At 67.8% G+C, this 24,896-nt stretch carries 29 protein-coding genes; 5 read left to right on the top strand and 24 right to left on the bottom strand.

Annotated elements, in window-relative coordinates:
- Positions 1-43 precede the first annotated feature (43 nt).
- The 3 genes from N7640_RS09615 to N7640_RS09605 all read left to right on the top strand — a co-directional run bounded on the left by N7640_RS09615 (position 44) and on the right by N7640_RS09605 (position 2,913).
- Positions 44-1,438 (top strand): methyl-accepting chemotaxis protein, encoded by a 1,395-nt coding sequence (locus N7640_RS09615; protein ID WP_279902225.1) that lies wholly within the window; start codon positions 44-46, stop codon positions 1,436-1,438.
- Positions 1,439-1,654: 216 nt separating this feature from the next.
- Positions 1,655-2,050 (top strand): OsmC family protein, encoded by a 396-nt coding sequence (locus tag N7640_RS09610; protein ID WP_279902226.1) that lies wholly within the window; start codon positions 1,655-1,657, stop codon positions 2,048-2,050.
- A complete protein-coding gene (locus N7640_RS09605; RefSeq protein WP_279902227.1) occupies positions 2,047-2,913 on the top strand; it encodes a pirin family protein in 867 nt (288 codons plus the stop codon). The genes N7640_RS09610 and N7640_RS09605 overlap by 4 nt, the downstream gene beginning before the upstream one ends.
- A 76-nt stretch (positions 2,914-2,989) precedes the next feature.
- Here the strand turns inward: N7640_RS09605 and N7640_RS09600 are convergent, their stop codons facing one another.
- From N7640_RS09600 to ccmA, 10 genes are read right to left on the bottom strand one after another with little or no spacing between them, the layout of a single operon-like run.
- The gene (locus tag N7640_RS09600; protein ID WP_279902228.1) at positions 2,990-3,313 is read right to left on the bottom strand and encodes a hypothetical protein; all 324 of its coding nucleotides are present in this window, start codon (positions 3,311-3,313) and stop codon (positions 2,990-2,992) included.
- A complete protein-coding gene (gene ccmI, locus N7640_RS09595; RefSeq protein WP_279902229.1) occupies positions 3,310-4,506 on the bottom strand; it encodes a c-type cytochrome biogenesis protein CcmI in 1,197 nt (398 codons plus the stop codon). The genes N7640_RS09600 and ccmI overlap by 4 nt, the downstream gene beginning before the upstream one ends.
- Positions 4,506-4,988 (bottom strand): cytochrome c-type biogenesis protein, encoded by a 483-nt coding sequence (locus N7640_RS09590; RefSeq protein ID WP_220813368.1) that lies wholly within the window; start codon positions 4,986-4,988, stop codon positions 4,506-4,508. The genes ccmI and N7640_RS09590 overlap by 1 nt, the downstream gene beginning before the upstream one ends.
- On the bottom strand, positions 4,985-5,518 hold the full coding sequence (locus N7640_RS09585) for a DsbE family thiol:disulfide interchange protein (RefSeq protein ID WP_279902230.1): 534 nt from the start codon (positions 5,516-5,518) through the stop codon (positions 4,985-4,987). The genes N7640_RS09590 and N7640_RS09585 overlap by 4 nt, the downstream gene beginning before the upstream one ends.
- Positions 5,515-7,488, bottom strand: a complete 1,974-nt coding sequence (locus N7640_RS09580; RefSeq protein WP_279902311.1) for a heme lyase CcmF/NrfE family subunit — start codon at positions 7,486-7,488, stop codon at positions 5,515-5,517. Before N7640_RS09580 ends, N7640_RS09585 begins: the two co-directional genes overlap by 4 nt.
- An 11-nt stretch (positions 7,489-7,499) precedes the next feature.
- Positions 7,500-7,955, bottom strand: coding sequence for a cytochrome c maturation protein CcmE (ccmE, locus tag N7640_RS09575; RefSeq protein ID WP_279902231.1), 456 nt, complete (start codon positions 7,953-7,955; stop codon positions 7,500-7,502).
- Complete coding sequence (gene ccmD / locus N7640_RS09570) at positions 7,952-8,128, bottom strand: heme exporter protein CcmD (protein ID WP_220813371.1); 177 nt, start codon at positions 8,126-8,128, stop codon at positions 7,952-7,954. Before ccmD ends, ccmE begins: the two co-directional genes overlap by 4 nt.
- Positions 8,125-8,883, bottom strand: coding sequence for a heme ABC transporter permease (locus N7640_RS09565; protein WP_279902312.1), 759 nt, complete (start codon positions 8,881-8,883; stop codon positions 8,125-8,127). Before N7640_RS09565 ends, ccmD begins: the two co-directional genes overlap by 4 nt.
- A gap of 59 nt (positions 8,884-8,942) precedes the next feature.
- Positions 8,943-9,614 carry a heme exporter protein CcmB gene (ccmB, locus tag N7640_RS09560; RefSeq protein ID WP_220813373.1) on the bottom strand — a complete coding sequence of 224 codons (672 nt, stop codon included), beginning with the start codon at positions 9,612-9,614 and terminating at the stop codon, positions 8,943-8,945.
- Positions 9,611-10,246: a cytochrome c biogenesis heme-transporting ATPase CcmA gene (ccmA, locus tag N7640_RS09555; protein WP_279902232.1), complete on the bottom strand. Its 636-nt coding sequence runs from the start codon at positions 10,244-10,246 to the stop codon at positions 9,611-9,613. The genes ccmB and ccmA overlap by 4 nt, the downstream gene beginning before the upstream one ends.
- Positions 10,247-10,395: 149 nt before the next feature.
- Between ccmA and N7640_RS09550 the strand changes: the two genes are divergently transcribed.
- On the top strand, positions 10,396-11,943 hold the full coding sequence (locus N7640_RS09550) for a flagellar hook-length control protein FliK (RefSeq protein WP_279902233.1): 1,548 nt from the start codon (positions 10,396-10,398) through the stop codon (positions 11,941-11,943).
- Positions 11,940-12,287: an EscU/YscU/HrcU family type III secretion system export apparatus switch protein gene (locus N7640_RS09545; RefSeq protein WP_279902234.1), complete on the top strand. Its 348-nt coding sequence runs from the start codon at positions 11,940-11,942 to the stop codon at positions 12,285-12,287. The genes N7640_RS09550 and N7640_RS09545 overlap by 4 nt, the downstream gene beginning before the upstream one ends.
- Here the strand turns inward: N7640_RS09545 and N7640_RS09540 are convergent.
- The 14 genes from N7640_RS09540 to flhF all read right to left on the bottom strand — a co-directional run bounded on the left by N7640_RS09540 (position 12,241) and on the right by flhF (position 24,892).
- Positions 12,241-12,708: a rhodanese-like domain-containing protein gene (locus N7640_RS09540; protein WP_279902235.1), complete on the bottom strand. Its 468-nt coding sequence runs from the start codon at positions 12,706-12,708 to the stop codon at positions 12,241-12,243. The two genes, N7640_RS09545 and N7640_RS09540, sit on opposite strands and share 47 nt — an antisense overlap.
- A gap of 119 nt (positions 12,709-12,827) precedes the next feature.
- Positions 12,828-13,232 (bottom strand): DUF2802 domain-containing protein, encoded by a 405-nt coding sequence (locus N7640_RS09535; RefSeq protein WP_279902236.1) that lies wholly within the window; start codon positions 13,230-13,232, stop codon positions 12,828-12,830.
- A gap of 3 nt (positions 13,233-13,235) precedes the next feature.
- Positions 13,236-13,715: a chemotaxis protein CheW gene (locus tag N7640_RS09530; protein ID WP_043310542.1), complete on the bottom strand. Its 480-nt coding sequence runs from the start codon at positions 13,713-13,715 to the stop codon at positions 13,236-13,238.
- Between the two features lie 75 nt (positions 13,716-13,790).
- Positions 13,791-14,633, bottom strand: a complete 843-nt coding sequence (locus N7640_RS09525) for a CheW domain-containing protein (protein ID WP_220813379.1) — start codon at positions 14,631-14,633, stop codon at positions 13,791-13,793.
- An 85-nt stretch (positions 14,634-14,718) separates the two neighbouring features.
- Positions 14,719-15,507, bottom strand: coding sequence for a ParA family protein (locus N7640_RS09520; protein ID WP_279902237.1), 789 nt, complete (start codon positions 15,505-15,507; stop codon positions 14,719-14,721).
- 52 nt (positions 15,508-15,559) lie between these two features.
- Entirely contained in the window at positions 15,560-16,447 is an 888-nt protein-coding gene (gene motD, locus N7640_RS09515) for a flagellar motor protein MotD (RefSeq protein WP_220813381.1), read from the bottom strand.
- Between the two features lie 3 nt (positions 16,448-16,450).
- Positions 16,451-17,191 (bottom strand): flagellar motor protein, encoded by a 741-nt coding sequence (locus N7640_RS09510; RefSeq protein ID WP_220813382.1) that lies wholly within the window; start codon positions 17,189-17,191, stop codon positions 16,451-16,453.
- Positions 17,191-18,315 (bottom strand): chemotaxis response regulator protein-glutamate methylesterase, encoded by a 1,125-nt coding sequence (locus N7640_RS09505; protein ID WP_279902238.1) that lies wholly within the window; start codon positions 18,313-18,315, stop codon positions 17,191-17,193. Before N7640_RS09505 ends, N7640_RS09510 begins: the two co-directional genes overlap by 1 nt.
- A gap of 39 nt (positions 18,316-18,354) precedes the next feature.
- Positions 18,355-20,601, bottom strand: a complete 2,247-nt coding sequence (locus N7640_RS09500) for a chemotaxis protein CheA (RefSeq protein ID WP_279902239.1) — start codon at positions 20,599-20,601, stop codon at positions 18,355-18,357.
- Between the two features lie 30 nt (positions 20,602-20,631).
- Complete coding sequence (locus N7640_RS09495) at positions 20,632-21,420, bottom strand: protein phosphatase CheZ (protein ID WP_220813385.1); 789 nt, start codon at positions 21,418-21,420, stop codon at positions 20,632-20,634.
- A 19-nt stretch (positions 21,421-21,439) separates the two neighbouring features.
- Positions 21,440-21,814: a chemotaxis response regulator CheY gene (locus tag N7640_RS09490; RefSeq protein WP_169920072.1), complete on the bottom strand. Its 375-nt coding sequence runs from the start codon at positions 21,812-21,814 to the stop codon at positions 21,440-21,442.
- A gap of 82 nt (positions 21,815-21,896) precedes the next feature.
- Positions 21,897-22,643, bottom strand: a complete 747-nt coding sequence (fliA, locus tag N7640_RS09485) for an RNA polymerase sigma factor FliA (RefSeq protein ID WP_220813386.1) — start codon at positions 22,641-22,643, stop codon at positions 21,897-21,899.
- Entirely contained in the window at positions 22,640-23,473 is an 834-nt protein-coding gene (gene fleN, locus N7640_RS09480) for a flagellar synthesis regulator FleN (RefSeq protein ID WP_220813387.1), read from the bottom strand. The genes fliA and fleN overlap by 4 nt, the downstream gene beginning before the upstream one ends.
- A 93-nt stretch (positions 23,474-23,566) precedes the next feature.
- On the bottom strand, positions 23,567-24,892 hold the full coding sequence (flhF, locus tag N7640_RS09475) for a flagellar biosynthesis protein FlhF (RefSeq protein ID WP_279902240.1): 1,326 nt from the start codon (positions 24,890-24,892) through the stop codon (positions 23,567-23,569).
- Between the last annotated feature and the right edge of the window lie 4 nt (positions 24,893-24,896).

Raw genomic sequence — 24,896 nt, 5'->3', positions numbered from 1 at the left:
CCCTGCTTGCACCGCTCCGGACAGAACACTTCGGAGATGCACCATGCTGCAGCTGCTGCGCAGACCCTCGCGACGCGAACTGGACGAAGAAGCCTTCGCCGCCCTCTTCACCCGTCACGATCTCACCACCCGGCTGCCCGAGCACCAGGCCTGGATGGGCCGCCTCAACCGTTTCAGCGACGGCCTGCACCAGCGCATCCGCACCAGCCTGGGCGCCGCGGTCGGCATCGCCGCCCACGCGCCGCAGCTGGCCAGCATCGCCAGCGCCAACCAGGTCAGCGGGCAGAGCCTGGCCCAGTCCTCCGAGCTGATTGCCAGCGCCAGCGAACAGGTCACCACCACCCTGGACGCGGAACTAGTGCCCGGCACCGCCGAGGTCGCACGGCTGTCCGCCGAAGTCTCCGAGACTCTGCGCCAGTGCCAGCGCAGCGGCCAGTCCGTGCTCGGCCAGGTCGAGGCCATCGGCCACTGCGAGACCCAGCTCGGCGAGGTGATCGGCAAGCTCACCGGGCAGTTGGAGGAAGTCAGCAAGGTGATCGGCGTGATCGCCAGCATCTCCCAGCAGACCAACCTGCTGGCGCTCAACGCGGCTATCGAGGCGGCCCGCGCGGGCGAGCACGGCCGCGGCTTCGCCGTGGTCGCCGAGGAAGTGCGGCGCCTGGCCGGCCATACCACCGAGGCGACCGGCCAGGTGGGCCAGATCATCGAACGCTTCCGCGACGGCATGGACCAGCTCGGCGCGGCCGGCGAACGCATGCACCAGGCGGTGGAGGATGGCCGCGAAGGCATGCTGCAGGTCGGCAACGGCCTGGACAGCACGCGCCAGGCCATGGACCGGCTGGACGAGCGGGTCGGCCACATCGCCATCGGCACCGAGCAGATCGGCCAGGCAGTGCGCTCGATCAACGGCGACGTGCAGCAGATCGCCCAGGTGGCCGGCGACCTGCTCGGCAAGGCCGGCCAGGTGCTGCGCCACAGCCAGGCCGTGCGCGAGGACGGCGACCGCCTGCTGCAGGGCCTGGGCGACTTCCGCCTGGAACTGCACCGCTCGGTGCAGGGCAGCGTCGAGCAACTGGCGGCGGACCCGCGCCTGGCCGGCGACGTCGACACGGCGGAGCGCCTGCTGGCGGAAACGCTGCGGCGCGACGCGCGCTTCGAGCTGTTCTACCTGGTCGACGCCGGCGGCGTGCAGCTCTCGGAAAACGTCTTCGCCGCCGACGTGCCGCACCAGGACAGCGGAAGCTGCCGCGGCCGCGACTGGAGCCGGCGCCCCTGGTTCCGCAGCGTGGCGGACGACCTGCGCAGCCACATCACGCCGGTCTATCGCTCGTCGGCCACCGACGACTTCTGCTTCACCGTCTCGGTGCCCATCCTCGGCGCGGACGGCCGCCTGCTGCGCGTGCTGGGCGCCGACGTGCGCCTCTCCGTGCTGGTCTGAGCGCGCGGCCCTGGGCCAGGGTTGGAAGCCCCCCGGACAATCCCGTCATTCCCGCGCAGGCGGGAATCCAAACGACGGCACGGTTTCTGGGTCCCCGCCTGCGCGGGGATGACAGGGCGTTGGGAGCAGGTAGCACCCTGGAAAACACGTGGCTACCTATTGGATACGTGTCGTAACGCTAGACTGGAAGTCCATCCAACCCGCCCGGGAGCCACCATGATCCGCATCAGCACCGAATCCGGCTTGCGCCACAGCATCGAGATCGGCGAGCACCAACTGCACACCGACGTACCGGTCGCCCACGGCGGCGCCTCGGCTCCCGAGCCGCACGACCTGTTCGACGCCGCCCTCGGCGCCTGCAAAGCCCTGACCCTGATGCTCTACGCCCGGCAGCGCGGCCTGCCGCTGGACAGCCTGGACGTGCGCGTGAACCACGACGACAGCCAGGAGCGCCAGGGTACCTACCGCCTGGCCGTCGAACTGGAACTGCACGGCACGCTGGACGAGGAACAGCGCCAGCAACTGCTGCGCATCGCCGACAAATGCCCGGTGCACAAGCTGATGACCGGCGTCGATGTGCAGATCGAGACCCGCCTGGACAACGGCGCATGAGCGCGCCGCTGCTGATCCGCCCCCGGGCCGAGGACATCGCCGGCCAGCCCATCCTGCGCCCGCTGCCCTCGGCCAGGTGCCGCAGCGTCGGGCCATTCGTGTTCTTCGACCACATCCTGGAGAAGGACTACCCCGCCGGCAGCGGCATGAACATCGACCAGCACCCACACATCGGCCTGTCCACCCTCACCTACCTGTTCGAGGGCGAGCTGCAGCACAAGGACAGCCTGGGCTCGGACCAGTTGGTGAAGCCGGGCGACGTCAGTTGGATGACCGCCGGGCGCGCCGCGGCCCACGTCGAGCGCACGCCGGCGCACCTGTGGCGCGGTGGCTCGCGCCTGCACGGCCTGCAGGTGTGGCTGGCCCTGCCCCGCGAACTGGAACAGGGCGAACCGGCCTACAGCCACCATCCGGCCGCCAGCCTGCCGCGCAGCGAGGCCATGGGCGTGGAGATCACTCTGATCGCCGGCAGCGGCTTCTGCCTGGAGTCGCCGGTCCCCGTGCACTCGCCGACCCTCTATGCCGAACTGAAGCTGCAGGCCGGCACCCACCTGTCGATACCCGCCGAACACCGCGAGCGCGCCCTGTACCTGATCGAGGGCGAAGCCAAGCTGGAAGACGACGACCTGCCGCTGCGCGGCCTGGCAGTGCTGCCGGAGGGCGAGGACATGCTGCTCAGCGCCTGCGGCGAATGTCGCCTGGCGCTGATTGGCGGCGAACCGCTGGGGCCGAGGCGGATGTACTGGAACTTCGTCGCCAGCGACGTCGAGCAGCTGGAAAAGGCCAAGCGCGACTGGGCCGAGTGGAACTGGCCACGGGTGCCCGGGGAAAGCGCAAGGATCGAGCTGCCGACGCAAGCCTAGGCCAGGCCGCCTACCCCGGATTACATCCGGGCTACCGTAGGGTGCGCCATGCGCACCGAAGTGCCCGGTACGTGCGTCAGTCGGCGATGGTGCGGCCGAGGCCGGCCGGTACGCCGCTGCTGTCAGTGGGCTGCCAGGGGCCGCTGGGGCTGCTGGCCCAGTTCCAGCCGCGGTTCCAGCGGTAGTAGACCCGCTCGCGGTAGTACAGCCGGGTGCTGCCCTGGATCACGTACACGCCCAGCGCCGGATCCCAGTAGGCGTTGCCGCCGGGCGGCGGCGCGTAGCGCGGGTGGCTCTGCTGGGCGTTCGCGGGCTTGTCGTCCCTGGGCACGACGCCAGGCTGCAGGGCGCAGCCGCCCAGGGCGAGCAGCATGGCCAGGGCCGCCAGCGCACGGGTCACTGCGCCTGCTCCGCGCTGTCGATCAGCAGTTGCTGGGGCTCCTGGGTGGCGCTGGCGATGGGCGGGTTGCTGCCGATCCACTCGCCCTTGGTCGCCACGCCGCTGCGCGAAATCCGCGCCACCAGCTGCACCTGCGGGAAGCTGGAGAGCTTGAGCTGCTCCATCATCGCGTCCTTGTCGCTCAGCTCGACCTCGGCGGGCAGATCGGCCACGGTCAGGCGCTTGACCGCCAGCGGCATGGGCGGACCGGACGCCGCGCGGGCGAAGACGAACACGCTGTCGCCCGGCTGCACCTCGGCCTTGACCTCGGGCGCGAGGTCGACCTTGACCCGGATCGCCGCCACGGAAGCGTTCGGCGCCTCGTCCGGCATCGGCTGGCCGGCGGCCTGCAGCTGCTCGCGGGCACGGTCGATGCCGACCTGGATCGAGGCGCGGGCCGGGTCCTGCGCCGGCATCTGCGCCGCCAGTCGCTGCCAGTAGTCGATGGCGTCGGCGAAGCGCTCGTCCTCGAACGCGGCGATGCCCAGCAGGCCGAGGCTGGTGGCCTCGTTGGGATCGGCCTTGAGCGCCTCGTCGGTGAGCGCCTGCATCTGCGTGCTCCACTGCTTGTCGGCGGCGAAGTACAGGGCCTGGGCCCACAGGCCCAGCAGCTCGGGCGCGCGACCGGCGGCGCGCACCGCGTGTTCGTAGGCCATGGCGGACTTGCCGGCTTCGCCGTTGCCCATGTAGATGCGGCCGAGGTAGTACCAGGCCTCGGCGGAATCCGGGTTGTCCTTGACCGCCTGCTCCAGGCGCGCGGTCATCTGGGCGATGCTCGGCTGGTCCTGCACGGCCGCCAGTTCCTGGCTGGCGCCCCAGTGCCAGTACAGGCCGAAGGCCAGGCCCGGCACGGCCAGGGCGATCAGCAGCGGCAGCGCGCGGCCCAGGCGATGGCCACGGCCGTTGCCTGCGCCTTCGGTATCGGCCAGCAGCTCGCGGGCGGCCTCGGCCTGGCCGGCGTCGAACTGCTCGGCGGTGAGCGTGCCGGCATCGCGCTGGGCCTGCAGTTCGGCCAGGCGCTCCTGGTACAGGGCGACGTTGAGCGCGGTGCGGTCTTCCTCGGCCTGGGCGCGGCGGCCGCGCAGCAGCGGAATCAGCAGAAAAGCCGTGCCGACCAGCAGCAACAGGCCGACGGCGAGCCAGAATTCGATCATCAGTCTTGGGTATCCCGGGTGGCTTTCAGCAGAGCGTCCAGGCGCTCACGTTCGGCGGCGCTCAGGGCCGCCCGTTCGGGGGCCTTCTCCACCTTGCGGCGGCGCAGCACCAGCACGGCGAGGGCGATGGCGCCCAGGCCCAGCAGGCCGAAGGGACCGTACCAGAGCAGCCAGGTACGGCTGTCCAGGGGCGGTTTGTACATCACGAAGTCGCCGTAGCGCATGACCAGGAAATCGACGATCTCCTTGTCGCTCCTGCCCTCTTCCAGCATGCGGAATATCTCGCGGCGCAGGTCGGTGGCGATCGGTGCGTTGGAGTCGGCGATGTTCTGGTTCTGGCATTTGGGGCAGCGCAGTTCCTCGGTGAGGCTGCGGAAACGCTCGCGCTCCACCTCGTCCTTGAACTGGTAGGTGTCGATGGCGGCGCGGGCCACGCCGACCAGGCTCAGCCCCAGCAGGCAGGCGATCAGCAGGCGCTTCACGGCTTAACCTCCAGCAGGGCCTGGTAGCGCGGCGCCAGTTCCTCGCGCCAGACGCGCTCGTCGATAGCGCCGACGTACTTGTGGCGGATGATGCCCTGGGCGTCGATCAGGAAGGTCTCCGGCGCGCCGTACACGCCCAGGTTGATGCCGAGCGAACCCTGGGGATCGGCGACGTTGACCTGGTACGGGTCGAGGTAGTCCTGCAGCCACTTGCGCGCGGCCTCGCCGTCATCCTTGTAGTTGACCCCGTGGATCACCACACCGGCCTCGGCCAGGCGGTTGAGCATCTGGTGCTCGGCCTTGCAGGTCGGGCACCAGGTGGCCCAGACGTTGACCAGCGCCGGGCCCTTGAGGTCCTTCTCGGTGACCAGGCGCTGCTCGTCCTTCAGGTCCGGCAGGCTGAACTCCGGCAGCGGCTTGTCGATCAGCGCCGAGGGCAGCTCCTGCGGGTTGAGGAACAGGCCGCGGTAGAGGAACACCGCCATGGCCAGGAACAGCGCCAGCGGCAGCAGCAGGATCAGGCGCTTCATGCGGTGGCCTCCTTCATGCCCAGCACGTCGCGCACGCGGGTGCGGACCTTGACCCGGTAGCGCGGATCGAAGGCGGCGAGCAGGCCGCCGAGGCCCATCATCAGGCCACCGAGCCAGATCCAGCGCACGTAGGGCTTGATGTGCACACGCACGGCCCAGGCGCCGTTCTCCAGCGGCTCGCCGAGGGCGACGTAGAGGTCGCGGGTGAAGCCGGCGTCAATGCCCGCCTCGGTCATCGGCATCTGCTGCACGGTGTACAGGCGCTTCTCGGGGTGCAGCACGGCGACTTCCTCGCCGTCCTCCAGCACGCGCACGGTGCCCTTGTCCGAGGTGAAATTGGGGCCTTCAAAGTGCTTGGCGCCCTCGAAGACGAACAGGTAGCCGCCCAGCTCCAGGGACTCGCCGGGCGCCAGGCGCAGGTCGCGCTCGGCGCTGCCGTGGCTGACCAGCACCACGCCGATCGCGCAGGCGGCGATGCCGAGGTGCGCCAGCTGCATGCCCCAGTAGCTGCTGGAGAGGCTGCGCATGCCCTTGAACAGGCCCTTGTGGCGGCACTTGTCGAGCAGGTCACGGACGCCGGCCAGCAGCACCCAGAAGCCGAGCAGGAACACCGCCAGCACGCTCCAGTGGAAGTCACCGAACAGCCAGTTGGCGAGGAAGCCCAGCACCACGCTGCCGACCAGCACCGGGGTGAGCATGCCGGCCAGCCATTTCACCGGGGTGTCCTTCCAGCGCACCAGCACGCCCACCGCCATCACCACCATCAGCAGCGCCATCAGCGGCACGAACAGGGCGTTGAAGTACGGCGGGCCGACCGACAGCTTGGCCCCGGAGAGCGCGTCCAGCACCAGCGGATACAGGGTGCCGAGCAGGATCATCGCGGCCGCCACCACCAGCACCAGGTTGTTGGCCAGCAGGAAGGTCTCGCGCGACCACAGGGCGAAGCCGACCTGGCTCTTGACCACCGGCGCGCGCACGGCGAACAGCGCCAGCGAGCTGCCGACCACGATCAGCAGGAAGATCAGGATGAACACCCCGCGCGCCGGATCGTTGGCGAAGGCGTGCACCGAGGTGAGCACCCCGGAACGGACCAGGAAGGTGCCGAGCAGGCTGAGGGAGAAGGCGGCGATGGCCAGCAGCACGGTCCAGCTCTTGAACACGCCGCGCTTCTCGGTGACCGCCAGCGAGTGGATCAGCGCGGTGCCGACCAGCCAGGGCATGAATGAGGCGTTCTCCACCGGGTCCCAGAACCACCAGCCGCCCCAGCCCAGTTCGTAGTAGGCCCACCAGGAGCCGAGGGCGATGCCGACGCCGAGGAAGGCCCAGGCGACGATGGTCCAGGGCCGCGACCAGCGCGCCCAGGCGGCGTCCAGCTTGCCGCCGAGCAGCGCGGCGATGGCGAAGGCGAAGGCCACCGAGAAGCCGACATAGCCCATGTACAGCATCGGCGGGTGGACGATCAGGCCGAAGTCCTGCAGCAGCGGGTTGAGGTCGCGGCCGTCCATCGGCGTGTTCACCAGCAGCCGCTCGAAGGGGTTGGAGGTGATGATCAGGAACAGCAGGAAGCCGACGCTGATCATGCCCATCACGGCCAGCACACGGGCCAGCATCACCTCCGGCAGCTGGCGCGAGAAGATCGCCACGGCGAAGGTCCAGCCGCCGAGGATCAGCGCCCACAGCAGCAGCGAGCCCTCGTGGGCGCCCCATACGGCGCTGAACTTGTAGTACCAGGGCAAGGCGCTGTTGGAGTTGCTGGCCACGTAGGCCACGGAGAAGTCGTCGGCCATGAAGGCCCAGGTCAGGCAGGCGAAGGCGAAGGCCAGCATGGCGAACTGGCCCCAGGCCGCCGGCTGGGCCAGGCCCATCCACTGGCGGTCGCCGAGCCAGGCGCCGACCAGCGGCAGGGTCGCCTGCACCACGGCCAGGCACAGGGCGAGGATCAGGGCCACGTGGCCCAGCTCGGGAATCATCAGCGCGGCGTTCATTGCTTGGCCTCGCCCCCGGCGGGCAGCCGGCCGCTGTCCTTCAGCGCCTTGGTGACCTCCGGCGGCATGTAGTTCTCGTCGTGCTTGGCCAGCACCTCGTCGGCGACCAGCACACCCTCGTCGTTGAGCTTGCCGAGGGCGACGATGCCCTGCTTCTCGCGGAACAGGTCCGGCAGGATGCCCTGGTAGCGGATGGTCACGCTCTTGACGAAGTCGGTGACCACGAACTCCACCTGCAGCGAGTCGGCGGAACGCTTCACCGAACCCTCGGCGACCATGCCGCCGGCGCGGATGCGGGTGTCTTTCGGCGCCTCGCCGTTGGCGATCTGGGTCGGGGTGTAGAACAGGTTGATGTTCTCCTGCAGTGCGCTGAGGGCCAGGGCCACGGCGGCAGAGACGCCGACCAGGATGGCCAGGACGATGTACAGGCGTTTCTTGCGGACTGCGTTCACTGTTGCTTCTCCCGGCGCAGACGGCGCGCCTCGTCTTGCAGGTAACGCCGGCGGGCCAGGATCGGCAGCGCGACGTTCAGGGCCAGCACCGCCAGGCTGATGCCGTAGGCCGACCACACGTAGGGGCCGTGGTGGCCCATGGCGAGGAATTCGCCGAAGGATTCGAAGCTCATGCCCTGCCCTCCACCAGCCGCGCGATCTCGGCCTTCACCCAGCTGCTGCGGGCCTCGCGCTTGAGCACCTCGGTACGCATGCGGTAGAGCAGCACGGCACCGAGGAAGCAGTAGAAGCCGAGCACGCAGAGCAGCAGCGGCAGCCACATCTCGACGTTCATGCTGGCCTTGCCGGTGACCTTGAAGGTGGCCGGCTGGTGCAGGGTGTTCCACCACTCCACCGACTTCTGGATGATCGGGATGTTCACCGCGCCGACCAGCGCCAGCACGGCGCAGGCCTTGGCCGCGCTGTCGCGGTTGCTGATGGCGTTGCCCAGGGCGATGACGCCGAAGTAGAGGAACAGCAGGATCAGCATCGAGGTCAGGCGCGCGTCCCAGATCCAGTAGGTGCCCCAGGTCGGCTTGCCCCAGATGGCCCCGGTGATCAGCGCGATGAAGCACAGCCAGGCGCCGATCGGCGCGGCCTGCTGCAGGGCCACGTCGGCCAGCTTCATCTTCCACACCAGGCCGACCACGCCGGCCACCGCCATCAGCAGGTAGCAGGACTGGGCGAGGAAGGCCGCCGGCACGTGGATGTAGATGATCCGGTAGCTGTTGCCCTGGTATTTCTCCGGCGGCGCGAAGGCCAGCCCCCAGACGATGCCGACGGCAAGCAGCAGCACGGCGGCCGCGGCCAGCCAGGGCAACCAGCGGCCGCTGCGCTCATAGAACCACTTGGGCGAACCCCACTGGTGAAACCAGGTCCAGTTCATAATTCGTCTCATCATTCAAACGTAGCCCGGATTGCGTCCGGGCCACGTATCACGGTTCTTTCTTATTCGCCGACGCTGATTCGCAGTCCGGCGCCGATCGCAAAGGGTGTCAGGGTGACCGCCAGGGCGGTCAGGCTGGCCAGCCACAACAGGTGGCCGGCCGCCGGCAATCCTTGCAGAGCCGCCTGCATCGCCCCGGTGCCGAGGATCAGCACCGGGATGTACAGCGGCAGAATCAACAGCGCCAGCAGCAGCCCGCCGCGCTTGAGGCCGACGGTCAGCGCCGCGCCCACCGCGCCGAGCAGGCTCAGCACCGGGGTGCCGAGCAGCAGCGAGCCCAGCAGCACCGGCAGGCAGCGCCCGGGCAGGCCGAGCATCAGCGCCAGCAGCGGCGCCAGCAGCACCAGGGCCAGCCCCGAGAACAGCCAGTGTGCCAGCACCTTGGCCAGGACCAGAAGAGGCAGCGGGTGCGACGAAAGGACCCACTGCTCCAGCGATCCATCCTCGAAATCACTGCGGAAAAGCCCGTCCAGCGAGAGCAGCACGGCCAATAGCGCCGCCACCCAGATCAGGCCCGGTGACAAGGTCTGCAACAGATTAGTTTCCGGACCTACGGCCAGGGGGAACAGGGCGATGACGATGGCGAAGAACACCAGCGGGTTGGCCAGCTCGGCCGGGCGGCGGAACAAGAGGCGCGCTTCGCGGGACAACAGCAGGAAGAAGACGTTGTTCATGCGGCGCGGCGCCCCAGGTCCAGCACCTGATAGCCGGCGGGCTTCTCGCCCAGGGTGTGGTGGGTGGTCATCACGACCAGGCCGCCCTGCTCGCAGTGCCGTGCCAGGTGGCTCTCCAGCTGCGCCACGCCCTGCTTGTCCAGCGCGGTGAAGGGCTCGTCGAGAATCCACAGCGGCGGCGCGTCCAGGTACAGGCGGGCCAGACCCACGCGGCGCTGCTGGCCGGCGGACAGGGTGTGGCAGGGCACGTCCTCGAAGCCGCGCAGGCCGACCGCCTCCAGCGCCTGCCAGATGGCCTCGCGCCCGGCCGGCTGGTGCAGGGCGCAGAGCCAGGCGAGGTTCTCCTCGGCGGTGAGCAGGCCCTTGATCCCGGCAGCGTGGCCGATCCACAACAGGCTGCTGCCCAGTTCGCCGTGCTGGCGGGCCAGCGGCCTGCCGTTCAGCAGCACATCGCCGGCGGTCGGCTGCATCAGCCCGGCGAGCAGGCGCAGCAGGCTGGTCTTGCCACTGCCGTTGGGCCCGGCCACCTGCAACAGGGTGCCGGACGCGAGGTCCAACTCCAGGCCCTCGAACAGCAGACGCCAGTCCCGCTCACAGGTGAGTGCAACGGCTTGGAGTCGAGGGCTGATCACTGCATGGCTTCCCGGAGGGGTTCAAGTCGGAGGGGGGCCGGCCGCTATACTGTGGCAAGTTGACCATAGAGCCAGCCCGAACGGGGCGGCATTATACATGTCGGGCTTCACCCTCCGAAGCCGGCTTTTTGACAGGGTGTGACCCGGCCATGGCAGAAATCAGCAGTCCTCGCCCGCTTCCCGCGACGCCACCGGCCATTCGCCCTGCCGCTCCCAACGCCGCCGACCTGGCGGTGAAGCTGCTGCAGCCGCTGGAAGGCATGCTGGCCGCCGGCGAGACCGCCAAGGCCGAGGTGCTGGCGGCGAAGGAAGTGGCGCAGAGCTTCCAGCTCCTGCTCAAGCTGACCCTGAACGGCGGCAAGCAGACCACCCTCGAGGCCAGCAGCCCGCGCCCCCTGGCCCAGGGCACCACGGTGGCCGTCACCGCGATCTCCGAAACCCGCCTGGCCCTGGCGCTGCAGGGCGGCGACACCAAGCTGCTGAGCAGCCTGGACCTGGAGCAACTGCCGGCCGGCACCGTGCTGCAGGGCAAGGTCGAGTCCCGCGAGCAGATCGTCCAGCTCAAGGCCCAGCAGACCCTGTACCGAGTGGTGGTCAACCTGCTCAACACCTCCCTGGCCGGCAGCAAGCTGAACGTCGAGACGCCGCTGCCGCTGCCCATCGGCAGCCTGCTCACCGCCCAGGTACAGGGCAGCCAGAACCTCGCCTTCCTGCCGCTCAGCGGGCGCCTGGATCAGTTGGTGCTGGGCGAGCAGCTGGCCGCCCAGCAGGGGCGCCAGGGTTCGCTCGAAGGTCTGTTCAAGGGCCTGCAGGGCATGGCCCGGCAGGACGGCCTGCCGGCGGAGCTGCGCGCCACCGTCGACAAACTGCTCGGGCTGATGCCCGACGGCAAGCAGCTGGGCAGCGCCGACGGCCTTGCCAAGGCTCTGGAGCAGAGCGGCGTGTTCCTCGAGGCCAAGCTGCTCAGCGGGCACACCCAGAACCTGCCGCAGGACCTGAAGGCCAACCTGCTGAAGTTGGTGGCGCAGCTGCTGCCCAGCCTGCCCGGCGGCGCCCCCCTACCCGCCGCCAGCGCCAGCAGCGCCCTGGCCCAGGCCCTGCCCGCCTTCGTTCGCAACGCGCTCGGCGCGCTCGGCCAGGTCAGCCTGCGCCAGCAGGCGATGAGCTTTCCCCTGCCCTCGCGCCTCTTGCAATCAATGGATCAGGAAGCCGATCTGGAAACCCTGCTGAAGCTGGCCGCCGCCGCCGTGTCGCGGTTGCAGACCCACCAGTTGTCGAGCCTGGCGCAGACCCAGGTGACGCCGGAAGGTAATCTGCTGACCACCTGGCAGCTGGAGCTGCCGATGCGCAATCAGCATGACGTGGTGCCGCTGCAGGTCAAATTGCAGCGGGAGGAACAGGGCACGGAGAGCCGCAAGGAGCAGAAGGAGACGCTGTGGCGGGTCGAACTGGCCTTCGACCTCGACCCGCTGGGCCCGCTGCAGGTGCAGGCCCAGCTGCTGCGCGGCAGCCTGTCCAGCCAGCTGTGGGCCGAGCGCGCCGCCACCGTCGAGCTGATCACCGGGGAGCTGGACAACCTGCGTCAGCGCCTGCTCGGCGCCGGCCTCGAGGTCGGCGAGCTGAGCTGCCGCCAGGGCATGCCACCGCAGGGGCCGAAGACCCATCTGGAACAGCGCTGGGTGGATGAAACAGCATGAAGAAGCAGGACAAGCGCCCGCGCCAGGCCATCGCCCTCTCCTACGATGGCAGCAACGCGCCCAGCCTTACCGCCAAGGGCGACGACGAACTGGCGGAGGCGATCCTGGCCATCGCCCGCGAGTACGAAGTGCCGATCTACGAGAACGCCGAACTGGTGCGCCTGCTGGCGCGGCTGGAACTGGGTGACGCGATTCCCGAGCCGCTCTATCGCACCATCGCGGAAATCATCGCCTTCGCCTGGTACCTCAAGGGCAAGCGCCCGGAGGGCTTCGTCGAGGAACCGGCGGAGCGCGACGTCACTCCACCATCGGGCCCGCCGCGGTTGGCGGCACCCCGAGGATGAAGGCGTACAGCTCGCCCTCGTGGCCCTTGCCCAGCGGGAAGTCGAGCAGCTGCCAGGCGAAGTAGCCCGAACGGAAGTAGTACACCTGCTGGAAGCCCCAGCCCACGGCACGCCGGGCGGCCTCGGCGCTGTGCGGGCAAACCTCGCTGTCGCAGTACAGCACGAGGGGCATTTCCCGCGGCCAGTCATCCCCCTGGAGTTCCGCGAAGCGCCCATCCAGCGCCAGGTGCAGTGCGCCATGCACATGCCCCCAGCTCCACTCGCGCGCCGGGCGCACATCGATGAACAGCACCCCGTACTCGTAGAGCTGGCGCGCCTGCATGGCATTCACCGTGGTCGCTCCCCTGACTTCCAGCGGCGCTTCGCTGGCTCCCACGCTCGGCACGATCAGGCACAACAGCAACAGCAATGCGGCACGCATGGCGGACCTCCTCGGAAGCCGGACCCCATGCGTTCAGGTTAGACGGAGGGAGGATGGCGCCTTGGAACCATTGGCGCCGCGAGGCGGGAGACTCAGAACCGGGAGGAGTAAGGAAGCGCTCAGGAACGCTGCTTCTGGGCCTTGTGCAGGCGGCTGACCAGTTCCGCTTCGGCCTGGGACAAGCCGCAGGAATGGGTCAGGTCGTCGACGCTGGCACCCATGCCCACCAGGCGGGCGGCCTGGGTGAAGGACAGGCTGGTAGGATCGCGCTGCTCCATCTGGCTCAGCTTGTCCGGCAGCGGCGCCACCACCCGGCGCAGTTCATGCAACTCCTCGCCCATGCGGATGCTGCCGGTGAGGTAGGCGTCCAGGCGCCGGGAAATCTCCTTGAGGCGTTGATCGCGGAGTGCATCGCGCTCCTTCTGCAGCTCCGCCTGCTGGCGCAGCTTCAGCGACAGCTGATAGCAGAAGCCGGCGAGCAGCACACAGAACAGGCCGAGCACGGCCACCGCGATCTCCAGCATGGATCAGATGCTCTCCAGCTCGGACCACTCTTCCTCGCTCATCATCTTGTCCAGCTCGACCAGGATGAGCAGCTCGCCGTTCTTGTTGCACACGCCCTGGATGAACTTGGCCGACTCGTCGTTGCCGACATTCGGCGCGGTCTCGACCTCGGACTGGCGCAGGTAGACCACCTCGGCGACGCTGTCGACCAGGATGCCGACCACCTGCTTGTCGGCCTCGATGATGACGATGCGGGTGTTGTCGGTCACCGGCGCCGAGGACAGGCCGAAGCGCTGGCGGGTATCGATCACGGTCACCACGTTGCCGCGCAGGTTGATGATGCCCAGCACGTAGGCCGGGGCCCCCGGCACCGGAGCGATCTCGGTGTAGCGCAACACCTCCTGCACCTGCATCACATTGATGCCGTAGGTCTCGTTATCCAGGCGGAAGGTCACCCATTGCAGAATCGGATCTTCGGAACCTTGCGCTGACGATTTCTTCATGTCCCTAGCCTCAAGTTCGCGGGTGAGCCCGCTTGTCGTTAACTATAGAGCCCCGTACGGACGAGGGCGTTGCATTCAATGCGCGCGGGCCTGGCCCTTGCGCGTCGCGCCGCTGGCGATCAGCTCGGCCAGGGCCGAGACGTCCAGCAGCGCGCACATGTGTTCGATCACGGTACCGGCCAGCCAGGGGCGCTGCGAGCGCTGGCTGCGCCATTTGATCTCGCTCGGGTCCAGGCGGATCGAGCGGCTGACCTGGTGCACGGCCAGACCCCATTCGTAGCCCTGCACGGAAATCACGTACTGCAGCCCTTCGCGGAAGTCTTCGCGGTAACGCTCGGGCATCACCCAGCGGGCGGTGTCCAGCACCTTCAGGTTGCCGGCCTGGCCCGGCAGGATACCGAGAAACCAGTCCGGCTGGCCAAACAGCGGCGTCAGCTCGGTTCCCGCCAGGGGGTGGATGGTGCCCAGGCAGACCAGCGGCACCGCCAGGGTCAGGCCGGCCACATCGAACAGCAGGCACTCGAAGGGTTCCTCGCTCCAGCTCGGCCGACCGTCGAAGCTCGGCGCGGCGGCGGGCGCCACTTCGGGCACCGGTTGCACCTCGATCTCCGGCTCGGCGATCTCGATCCTGATCTCGGCCGGGGCCTCCACCAGCGGTTCGGCGATCACCTCGGGCATGCGCAATTCGATGGTCGGCAGCACCTGCGGTCCGGGCTCCGCCAGGGCCAGCGGGCGGGCCAGCACCGGCCTGGCCTCCTCCCGACGGGCGTCGCGCACCTGCTCCTCGAGCACGGCGGCCTCGAATTCGTCGAGGCTGACGCTCTGCTCCAGTTCGACAGCCGCCTCCTGCAGCAGTGCATCCAGGTAGGACTGCAAGGCCTGCTGAGGACGGGTGGCGGTGCTGGCGGTACGGCTCATAGGATGGTCCACGAAAGTGTCTGTACAGCCTATCGGCAGGGGTGGCCGGAGACTTGAACCCGGCCGGTCGGCCCGCGCGTTTGCATCAGGCTACCTGAGAGGCCGGCTGCCCCGCCAGCAGGTGTTTGAGCAGGGCGCGGTAGGCGATCACGCCACGGCTGTTGCCGTCGAACTGGGAAGGCGTCAGCCCCGCCCGGCTGGCGTCGCGCAGGCGGGTGTCCACCGGCACGTAGGCCTGCCACAGGTGCTCGGGATAGGTGTTGCGCAACACCCGCAGGGTGCTCAGGGAGGCCTGGGTGCGGCGGTCGAACAGGGTTGGCACGATGGTGTAGGGCAACGGCTGCTTGCGCGAACGGTTGACCATGTTGAGGGTGCTGACCATGCGTTCGAGCCCCTTCACCGCCAGGAACTCGGTCTGCACCGGGATCACCAGTTGCTGGCTGGCGGCCAGGGCATTGACCATCAGCACACCGAGCAGCGGCGGGCTGTCGATGACGGCGTGATCGAATGTGTCCCAGAGCTGCGCCAGGCTTTTGGCGATCACCAGGCCCAGACCGTTCTGGCCCGGGGACTGGCGCTCCAGGGTGGCCAGGGCGGTACTCGACGGTAACAGGGCGATGCGCTCGTGGCTGGTCGGCAGCAGCAGGCTGGCCGGCAGGCCCTGGGGCACGTTGCCCTGGTGCAAAAACAGGTCGAAGTTGCTGTGTTCGAGGGTATCCGGATCGTGGCCGAAATAGCTGGTCATCGACCCGTGCGGATCGAGGTCGACCACCACCACACGCTTGCCGGCCTCGGCCAGCAGGCCTGCCAGGGCGATGGATGTGGTGGTCTTGCCGACCCCACCTTTCTGATTGGCTACTGCCCAGACTTTCATGCTCGTCGTCCTCCCGGCATTGTCGGGACCTTGCCGAGAACTGGCCGGTGCCTCACGGCGCCGGCGTCGAAAAATTGGCGGGACCGCTCTGTGGCGCCACCTCTGGAGCCGGTGGTGCAGATTGTGTGCCAGCCCGCCTCAGTGCGTCGTCCGGCTTGGCGTTGCCGCTGCCCACGCCACTGACGCTACGGCGCACGTCGAGGTTGCGCGACACCACCAGTACCACCCGGCGGTTGCGCGAGCGCCCCTCGGCGGTGGCGTTGTCGGCCACCGGCTGGAACTCGCCATACCCCACCGCCGCCAGACGCCCGGGGTTGACGCCGTCCATGGACAGCATCCGCACTATGCTGGCCGCCCGCGCCGCGGAAAGTTCCCAGTTGCTGGGATATTGGGCCGTGGCGATCGGCAGGTTGTCGGTGAAGCCCTCGACGTGAATCGGGTTTTCATACGGCGCCAGGATCCTCGCGACCTTCTCGATCAGCTCGAAGGCCGTATCGTTGGGCACCGCATCGCCGCTGGGAAACAGCAGGCTGGAATTCAGTTCGATCTCCACCCACAGCTCGTTGCCACGCACGGTCAGCTGCTCGGAGGCGATCAGGTCGCCGAAGGCCTCGCGCATGCTGCTGGCGATCTGGGTCAGCGGATCGATGGCGGAATCGTCGCTGGAGGTGGTGCTGTTCGGATTGTCCTCGATCACCGAGCGGTCGGGCTCGGTGGTGCGGGGCTTCTCCTCGCCGATGGGAATCGGCTTGATCGCCCTCTCCGGCTCGCTGAACACGCCGACCAGGCTCTCCGACAGGACCTTGTACTTGCCCTCGTTGATCGAGGAGATCGAATACATCACCACGAAGAAGGCGAACAGCAGGGTGATGAAGTCCGCGTAGGACACCAGCCAGCGTTCGTGATTCTCATGCTCTTCGTGATTGCGCCGCCGGGCCATGGCTCAGTCCATGAAGCCCTGCAGCTTCAATTCGATGGAACGCGGGTTCTCGCCTTCGGCGATCGACAGGATGCCTTCCAGCAGCATCTCCCGGTAGCACGACTGGCGAGCGGCGACGGCCTTGAGCTTGTTGCCCACCGGCAACAGCAGCAGGTTGGCGAAGGCCACGCCATAGATGGTGGCGACGAAGGCCACGGCGATGCCGCTGCCCAGCTTGCTGGGGTCGGCGAGGTTGCCCATCACATGGATGAGGCCCATCACCGCGCCGATGATGCCGATGGTAGGCGCATAGCCGCCCATGCTCTCGAAGACCTTGGCCGCCTGAATGTCGCGGGCCTCCTGGGTATACAGATCGACTTCGAGGATGCTGCGGATGGCTTCCGGCTCGACACCGTCGACCAGCAGCTGCAGGCCCTTGCGCGCGTACGGGTCCGGCTCGCTGTCGGCCACCGGTTCGAGGCCGAGCAAGCCTTCCTTGCGCGCGGTCATGCTCCAGCTGACGACCCGGGTGATGCCGCCGGCCAGGTCGATGCGGGGAGGAAAAGCGATCCACCTCAGGGTGCTCAGGGCCCGCTTGAACACGCTCATCGGTGTCTGGATGAAGGCCGCGCCCAACGTACCGCCGATCACGATCAGCGCCGCCGGCCCGTTGAGCAGCGCGCCGATGTGGCCACCCTCGAGGTAGTTGCCGCCGATGATGGCGACGAAGGCCAGGATGACGCCGACGAGGGTGAGTACATCCATCAGATGCAGGCCTCGGCCAGATGCCGGCCGATCTCGTCCAGGCCATACACGGCGTCGGCCAGGTTGGCCTTCACCACCGCCATGGGCATGCCATAGATCACGCAGCTCGCCTCGTCCTGCGCCCACACCTGGCTGCCGCTCTGCTTGAGCAGCCGTGCGCCCTCGCGGCCGTCGGCGCCCATGCCGGTGAGCACCACCGCCAGGACCTTGTCGTTGAACGACTTGGCCGCCGAGCCGAAGGTGATGTCGACGCAGGGCTTGTAGTTGAGGCGCTCATCGCCGGGCAGGATCTTCACCGCGCCGCGCGAGTCGACCATCATCTGCTTGCCGCCGGGCGCCAGCAGCGCCAGTCCGGGGCGCAGCAGGTCGCCGTCCTCGGCTTCCTTGACGGTGATCCGGCACAGCTTGTCCAGGCGATCGGCGAAGGCCTTGGTGAAGGCCGCCGGCATGTGCTGGATCAGTACGATCGGCGCCGGAAAACCGGCGGGCAGCTGGGTGAGCACCCGCTGCAGGGCCACCGGGCCGCCGGTGGAGGTGCCGATGGCGACCAGCTTGTACGACTTGCGCTTCGGTGCCGCTCCGCTTGCGCTCGGCGCCTGGGGTGCCGGCGCGGCCGAGGGTCGGCTGGCCAGCGGCGTGGTCGCCGCCGGGCGCGCGCCGGCCGGGCTCGGCGCATGGCTCGCCGAAGGGCTGGAGGCCGACGGGCTGAAGGTGCTGTAGCGGCGGTTGCTGCGGGCGATGGTGTGGACCTTCTCGCACAGCATGGTCTTGACCTTGTCCGGGTTACGCGAGATGTCCTCGAAGTTCTTCGGCAGGTAGTCGACCGCGCCGGCGTCCAGCGCGTCGAGGGTGACCCGGGCGCCTTCGTGGGTCAGCGAGGAGAACATCAGGACCGGCGTCGGGCAGCGCTGCATGATGTTACGCACCGCAGTGATGCCGTCCATCATCGGCATCTCGTAGTCCATGGTGATCACGTCCGGCTTCAGCGCCAGGGCCTGATCGATGGCCTCGCGACCGTTGGTGGCGGTTCCGACCACCTGGATATCGGGGTCGGCGGAAAGAATCTCCGAGACCCTGCGGCGGAAGAAGCCGGAATCGTCCACCACCAGGACCTTGACTGCCATAAACACTCCAGAGCGACTGGTCCCGCCAGCCGCATGCGATCAGATGCGACGCGCGTAGCGCTTGAGCATGCTAGGTACGTCGAGGATCAGGGCGATGCGCCCGTCACCGGTAATGGTAGCGCCGGACATGCCCGGCGTGCCCTGCAGCATCTTGCCGAGCGGCTTGATCACCACCTCTTCCTGGCCCACCAGCTGGTCGACCACGAAGCCGATCCGCTGGCTGCCCACGGTGAGGATCACCACGTGGCCCTCGCGCTGCTCGTCGCCGGACGCACCGCGGACCAGCCAGCGCTTGAGGTAGAACAGCGGCAGGGCCTTGTCGCGGACGATCACCACTTCCTGGCCGTCCACCACGTTGGTGCGCGACAGGTCGAGGTGGAAGATCTCGTTGACGTTGACCAGCGGGAAAGCGAAGGCCTGGTTGCCCAGCATCACCATCAGGGTCGGCATGATCGCCAGGGTCAGCGGCACCTTGATGACGATCTTCGAGCCCTGGCCCTTCTGCGAGAACACGTTGACCGTGCCGTTGAGCTGGGAAATCTTGGTCTTCACCACGTCCATGCCGACGCCGCGGCCGGACACATCGGAAATCTCGGTCTTGGTCGAGAAGCCCGGGGCGAAGATCAGGTTGTAGCACTCCAGATCGGTGAGCCGGTCGGCGGCGTCCTTGTCCAGCAGTCCCTTCTCCACCGCCTTTGCGCGCAGGACGTTGGCGTCCATGCCCTTGCCGTCGTCGGTGATCATCAGCAGGATGTGGTCACCCTCCTGCTCCGCGGAGAGCACCACGCGCCCGGTGCGCGGCTTGCCGGCGGCCTCGCGCTCCTCGGGCGTCTCGACACCGTGGTCGACGGCGTTGCGCACCAGGTGGACCAGCGGGTCGGCCAGCGCCTCGACCAGGTTCTTGTCGAGGTCGGTTTCTTCGCCGACCAGCTCCAGGTTGATTTCCTTCTTCAGGTTGCGCGCCAGATCGCGGACCAGGCGCGGGAAGCGGCCGAAGACCTTCTTGATCGGCTGCATGCGGGTCTTCATGACCGAGGTCTGCAGGTCCGCGGTGACCACGTCCAGGTTGGACACGGCCTTGGCCATGGCCTCGTCGCCGCTGTTCAGGCCCAGGCGCACCAGGCGGTTACGCACCAGCACCAGTTCGCCGACCATGTTCATGATCTCGTCCAGGCGCGCGGTATCGACCCGCACCGTGGTTTCCGTCTCGCTGGCACCCGCGGCGGCGGCCGGCGCGGCAGCAGGAGCCGCGGCCTTGGCCGGCTCGGGCTTGGCGGCGGCAGGCTTGGGAGCGGAGGGTTTGGCGGGCTCGGGCTTCTTCGGCTCGGGCTGCTTGGGCGGAGGAGCCGCTTGCACGGGCTTGGCCACAGGCGCGGGCGCAGGCTGCTCGGCAGCGGAGAACTTGCCCTTGCCATGCAGCTGGTCCAGCAGTGCCTCGAATTCGTCGTCGGTGATATCGTCGCCACCGCCCGCCGGCGCGGGAGCGGCTGCGGCAGGCTGCGGCGCGGCGACAGGCTCTTCGGCCGGGCCAGAAAACTTGCCCTTGCCGTGCAGCTGGTCCAGCAGCGCCTCGAACTCGTCGTCGGTGATCTCATCGCCACCCGCGGTCGGCGCGGGAGCGGCCACGGGCGCCGCGACCGGCTGCTCGGCAGCGCTGGCGAACTTGCCCTTGCCATGCAGCTGGTCCAGCAGTGCCTCGAATTCGTCGTCGGTGATCTCGTCACCGCCCGCGGCCGGTGCCGGGGCTTCGGCGACCACCGGCTGGGGCTGGTCGCCGATGGATTGCAGCAGCTGCTCGAACTCGCTGTCGGTGATATCGCCGGTGGCGGCAGCGGTTTCCGGCTCCGCTTCGGGCTCCGGCTCCGGCTCGACGGCGGCGCTCTGCTCCTCGGCCCTCTCCGGCTCGGCCAGGCGTGCCAGCGCCGCCAGCAGTTCGGGAGAGGCCGGGGTAGGCTCGGCACGCTCGCGCACCTGGCCGAACATTTCGTTGACCGCATCCAGCGCCTGCAGCACCACGTCCATCAGCTCCGCGCTGACGCGGCGCTCGCCCTTGCGCAGGATGTCGAACACGTTCTCCGCGATATGGCAGCACTCGACCAGTTCGTTGAGCTGGAGAAAGCCGGCTCCCCCCTTGACGGTGTGGAAGCCACGGAAAATGGCATTGAGCAGGTCCATGTCATCCGGTCGGCTTTCCAGCTCGACCAGTTGCTCGGACAGTTGTTCAAGAATCTCGCCGGCCTCTACCAGAAAGTCCTGGAGGATTTCTTCATCGGCGTCGAAGCTCATCGGTGCGCTCCAAAGGCTCTGTTAGAGCTCTTAAAATCCAAGGCTGGATAGCAGGTCGTCGACATCATCCTGGCTGGCAGCGATGTCATCACGCTTATCGGCATGAATCTGCGGACCTTCACCCTTGGAAGGCTCTTTTTGTTTTTCCTGCTCGGCGCGCAGCTCGTCCATGTCGTGCTGGATGCCGGCGAAGCGGTCCACGTGGCTGGCCATCAGCACCAGCTTCAGCAGGTTGCCTTCCACCTCGGTGACCAGTTGGGTCACGCGCTTGATCACCTGGCCGGTGAGATCCTGGTAGTCCTGCGCCAGCAGGATGTCGTTGAGCTGGCCGGACAGTTTCTGGCTGTCGCGCTCGCTGCGGGCGAGGAACAGCTCGATGCGCTTGGCCAGGTCGCGGAAGGCGTCGGCGCTCATTTCCCGGCGCATGAACTTGCTCCAGTCACCGGACAGGGCCTTGGCCTCGTCGCCTAGGTCATTGACCAGCGGGGCGCTCTGCTCCACCAGGTCCATGGTGCGGTTGGCCGCCTTCTCGGTCATCTGCACGACGTAGGACAGCCGCTCGGTGGCGTCCGATATCTGCGAGATTTCCTGGGCATGCGGATTGCACGGGTCGAGCTGGAAATTGACGATCGCGTTGTGCAGCTCACGGGTGAGCTTGCCGACTTCCTGATACAGGCCGCGATCGCGTGCCTGGCTCAGTTCGTGGATCAGATGCACAGCTTCGCCGAAGCGGCCTTTCTCAAGGCTTTCGACCAGCTGGGTAGCATGTGCCTTCAGGGTCGACTCGAGTTCGCCCAGGGAGGATTCATCGTTTGCCATAGTGCCCCCGCGGCGGACATCAGCCGTTAACGCGTTCGAAGATCTTCTCGATCTTCTCCTTCAGCACCTGGGCGGTGAACGGCTTGACCACATAGCCGTTAACACCGGCCTGGGCGGCCTCGATGATCTGCTCGCGCTTGGCTTCGGCAGTCACCATCAGCACTGGCAGGGTCTTCAGTCGCTCGTCGGCGCGCACCGCGCGCAGCAGGTCGATGCCGGTCATGCCGGGCATGTTCCAGTCGGTCACCAGGAAGTCGAAGCTGCCGCTCTGCAGCATCGGCAGCGCCGTGTTGCCATCGTCGGCTTCGGCCGTGTTGGTGAACCCCAGATCGCGCAGGAGGTTCTTGATGATCCGTCGCATCGTCGAAAAATCGTCAACGATGAGGATTTTCATGTTCTTGTCCAAGTCGACCTCCGTACAGTCCTAAACGCCCCGGCGGCCCGGTTGCGTCGCAAATCATGAAACCGGCCGGCCGTCAGCTCGCCCGCCACTCGCTCAGCCTGGCGCGCAGACGCGCGGCGCACTGGCTGTGCAACTGGCTGACCCGGGATTCGCTGACCCCCAGGACCTCACCGATTTCCTTCAAATTCAGTTCTTCGTCGTAGTAGAGCGACAACACCAGGCGCTCGCGCTCCGGCAGGTTGGCGATGGCATCGGCCAGGGCCGCCTGGAAGCGCTCGTCTTCCAGGCCATGCAGCGGACCGCCATGGCTGCCGGAGACGTCTTCGTGCAACCCGCCCTGCTCGCCGTCCTGCACCAGGTCGTCGAAGCTGAACAGACGGCTGCCCAGAGTGTCGCCAAGAATGCCGTAGTAATCTTCGAGACTCAATTGGAGTTCGGCCGCAACCTCTTGATCTTTAGCGTCTCTTCCGGTGCGGGCCTCGATGGTGCGGATGGCGTCGCTGACCATCCGCGTGTTGCGGTGGACGGAACGCGGTGCCCAGTCGCCCTTGCGCACCTCGTCGAGCATGGCGCCGCGGATGCGGATGCCGGCATAGGTCTCGAAGCTGGCGCCCTTGCTGCCGTCGTATTTCTTCGACGCTTCGAGCAGGCCGATCATGCCGGCCTGCATCAGGTCGTCCACCTGCACGCTGGCGGGAAGACGCGCCAGCAGATGGTAGGCGATACGCTTGACCAACGGCGCGTAGCGCTCGATCAGTTGATGCTGGGAGTCCTGCGCCTGCGCCTTGTTGTACATTCGAAGTCCACTGGCTGCTGTCATACGGCCGTACCCGCGATCGGTTGCTGCACCAGACGCTCGACGAAGAACTCCAGATGGCCGCGCGGGTTGGCCGGGAGCGGCCACGTGTCGACTTTCTGGGCGATCGCCTTGAACGCCAGTGCGCATTTCGAGCGCGGGAAGGCTTCGTATACCGCGCGCTGCTTCTGCACGGCCTTGCGTACGGACTCGTCGTAGGGGACGGCGCCGACGTACTGCAAGGCCACATCAAGAAAACGGTCGGTTACCTTGGTCAGCTTAGCAAACAGATTGCGACCTTCCTGCGGGCTGTGGGCCATGTTGGCCAGCACGCGGAAGCGGCTCATGCCGTAGTCGCGGTTGAGCAGCTTGATCAGCGCATAGGCGTCGGTGATCGAGGTCGGCTCGTCGCAGACCACCACGATCACTTCCTGGGCCGCGCGGACGAAGCTGACCACGCCGTCGCCGATGCCGGCGGCGGTGTCGATCACCAGCACGTCGAGGTTGTCGCTGATGTCGCTGAAGGCCTGGATCAGGCCGGCGTGCTGCACCGGCGACAGCTGCACCATGCTCTGGGTGCCGGAGGCGGCCGGCACGATGCGGACGCCGCCGGGGCCCTGGATCAGCACGTCCTTCAGATCGCACTCGCCGGCGATCACGTCGGCCAGCGTGCGCTTGGGGGTCAGGCCCAGCAGCACGTCGACGTTGGCCAGGCCCAGGTCGGCGTCCATCAGCATCACCCGGCGGCCGAGGTCGGCCAGCGCCAGCGACAGATTCACCGACACGTTGGTCTTGCCGACGCCGCCCTTGCCGCCTGTGACTGCGATCACCTGTACGGGATGCATACTACCCATGTTCTTCTCTTACCTTCTTGCCTGGACTGGGCTGGTCGGGCAACTACACCGACCCTTTCCTACACCTTAGAACGCCTTGTACACCGCCGCCTGCTAGCCCGCGCGACGCGCGGGATGCTGATACAGGCCGGCGAACATGTCGGCCATGGCTTCCTCGCTCGGATCCTCCGCAGTCTGCATGCTCACGGCACGGCTCACCAGCTGGTGGCTGCGCGGCACCTGCAGATCATCCGGAATCTTCGGCCCATCTGCCAGATAGGCTACCGGTAGATGCTGGCTGATAGCCAGCCCCAGAACCTCACCCAGGCTGGCTGCCTCGTCCACCTTGCTCAGGATGCACCCGGCCAGGCCGCACTGCTTGTAGCTATGGTACGCGGCCTTGAGCACCTGGGCCTGGCTGGTGGCGGCCAGCACCAGATAGTTCTTCGATTTGACCCCGCGGGCGGCCAGACTCTCCAGTTGCAGACGCAGGGCCGGGTCGTTGCCCGGCAGGCCGGCGGTGTCGATCAGGATCACCTTCTTGCGCGCCAGCGGCGCCAGGGCCTGCACCAGGGACTGGCCGGGGTCGACCTGGGTCACCGGCACGTTGAGGATGCGACCGAGGGTCTTGATCTGCTCCTGGGCACCGATGCGGAAGCAGTCCATGCTGACCAGGGCGATGCTCTGCGGGCCGTATTTCAGCACGTAGCGCGCGGCCATCTTGGCCAGCGTGGTGGTCTTGCCCATGCCGGCCGGGCCGACCAAGGCGATCACCCCGCCCTCCTCCAGCGGCTCGACCTCGGGCGTCTTGATCGCATGGGCCAGGTGGGCCAGCAGCATGCGCCAGGCCTGGCGCGGGTCGGCGACCTTGGCCACGCGCTCCAGCAGCGCCCTGGACAGCTCGGCGGACAGGCCCATGCGCTGCAGGCGGCGCCACAGGTTGGCCTGCTGCGGCTTGCGGTTCTGCAACTGGCCCCAGGCGATTGAGCCCAGCTGCACTTCGATCAGCTCGCGCAGGCCGTGCAGCTCGAAGCGCATGGCGTCGAGGGCGCGCTGGTCGACAGCGGCGGCGGACGGCCTGGATTCGGGCTGCTCGCCGGCAATCGGACGCTGCATCTTGACCGCGGTGGCCGGCAGCTCGGGCGCGACCAGCGATTCGTTGGCGAACAGCTGGCGGTCCTTGCGCTCGTCGGCCACGGCACGAACGGCCAGTTCGGCCTGGGCGTTGGCGATCTTCGCCTGGGTCTTGCGCAGCTCGGCCTCCAGCGCCGGATTGGGCTGGCGGGACGGCGCGGCCGGCTGGTAGTCCAGCGCCGCGGTCAGCTCCACGCCGCCGGCCACGCGGCGGTTGCCGATGATCGAGGCATCGGCGCCCAGTTCGTCGCGCACCAGTTTCATGGCGGTACGCATGTCGGCGGCGAAGAAGCGTTTGACTTGCATGGCT

The sequence above is a fragment of the Pseudomonas sp. GD04015 genome (assembly GCF_029837675.1).
GTDB classification, from domain to species: Bacteria; Pseudomonadota; Gammaproteobacteria; order Pseudomonadales; family Pseudomonadaceae; genus Aquipseudomonas; species Aquipseudomonas paralcaligenes.
The sequence above is the reverse complement of the archived record's forward strand: the minus strand, read 5'-3'. Positions and strand labels throughout refer to the sequence as shown.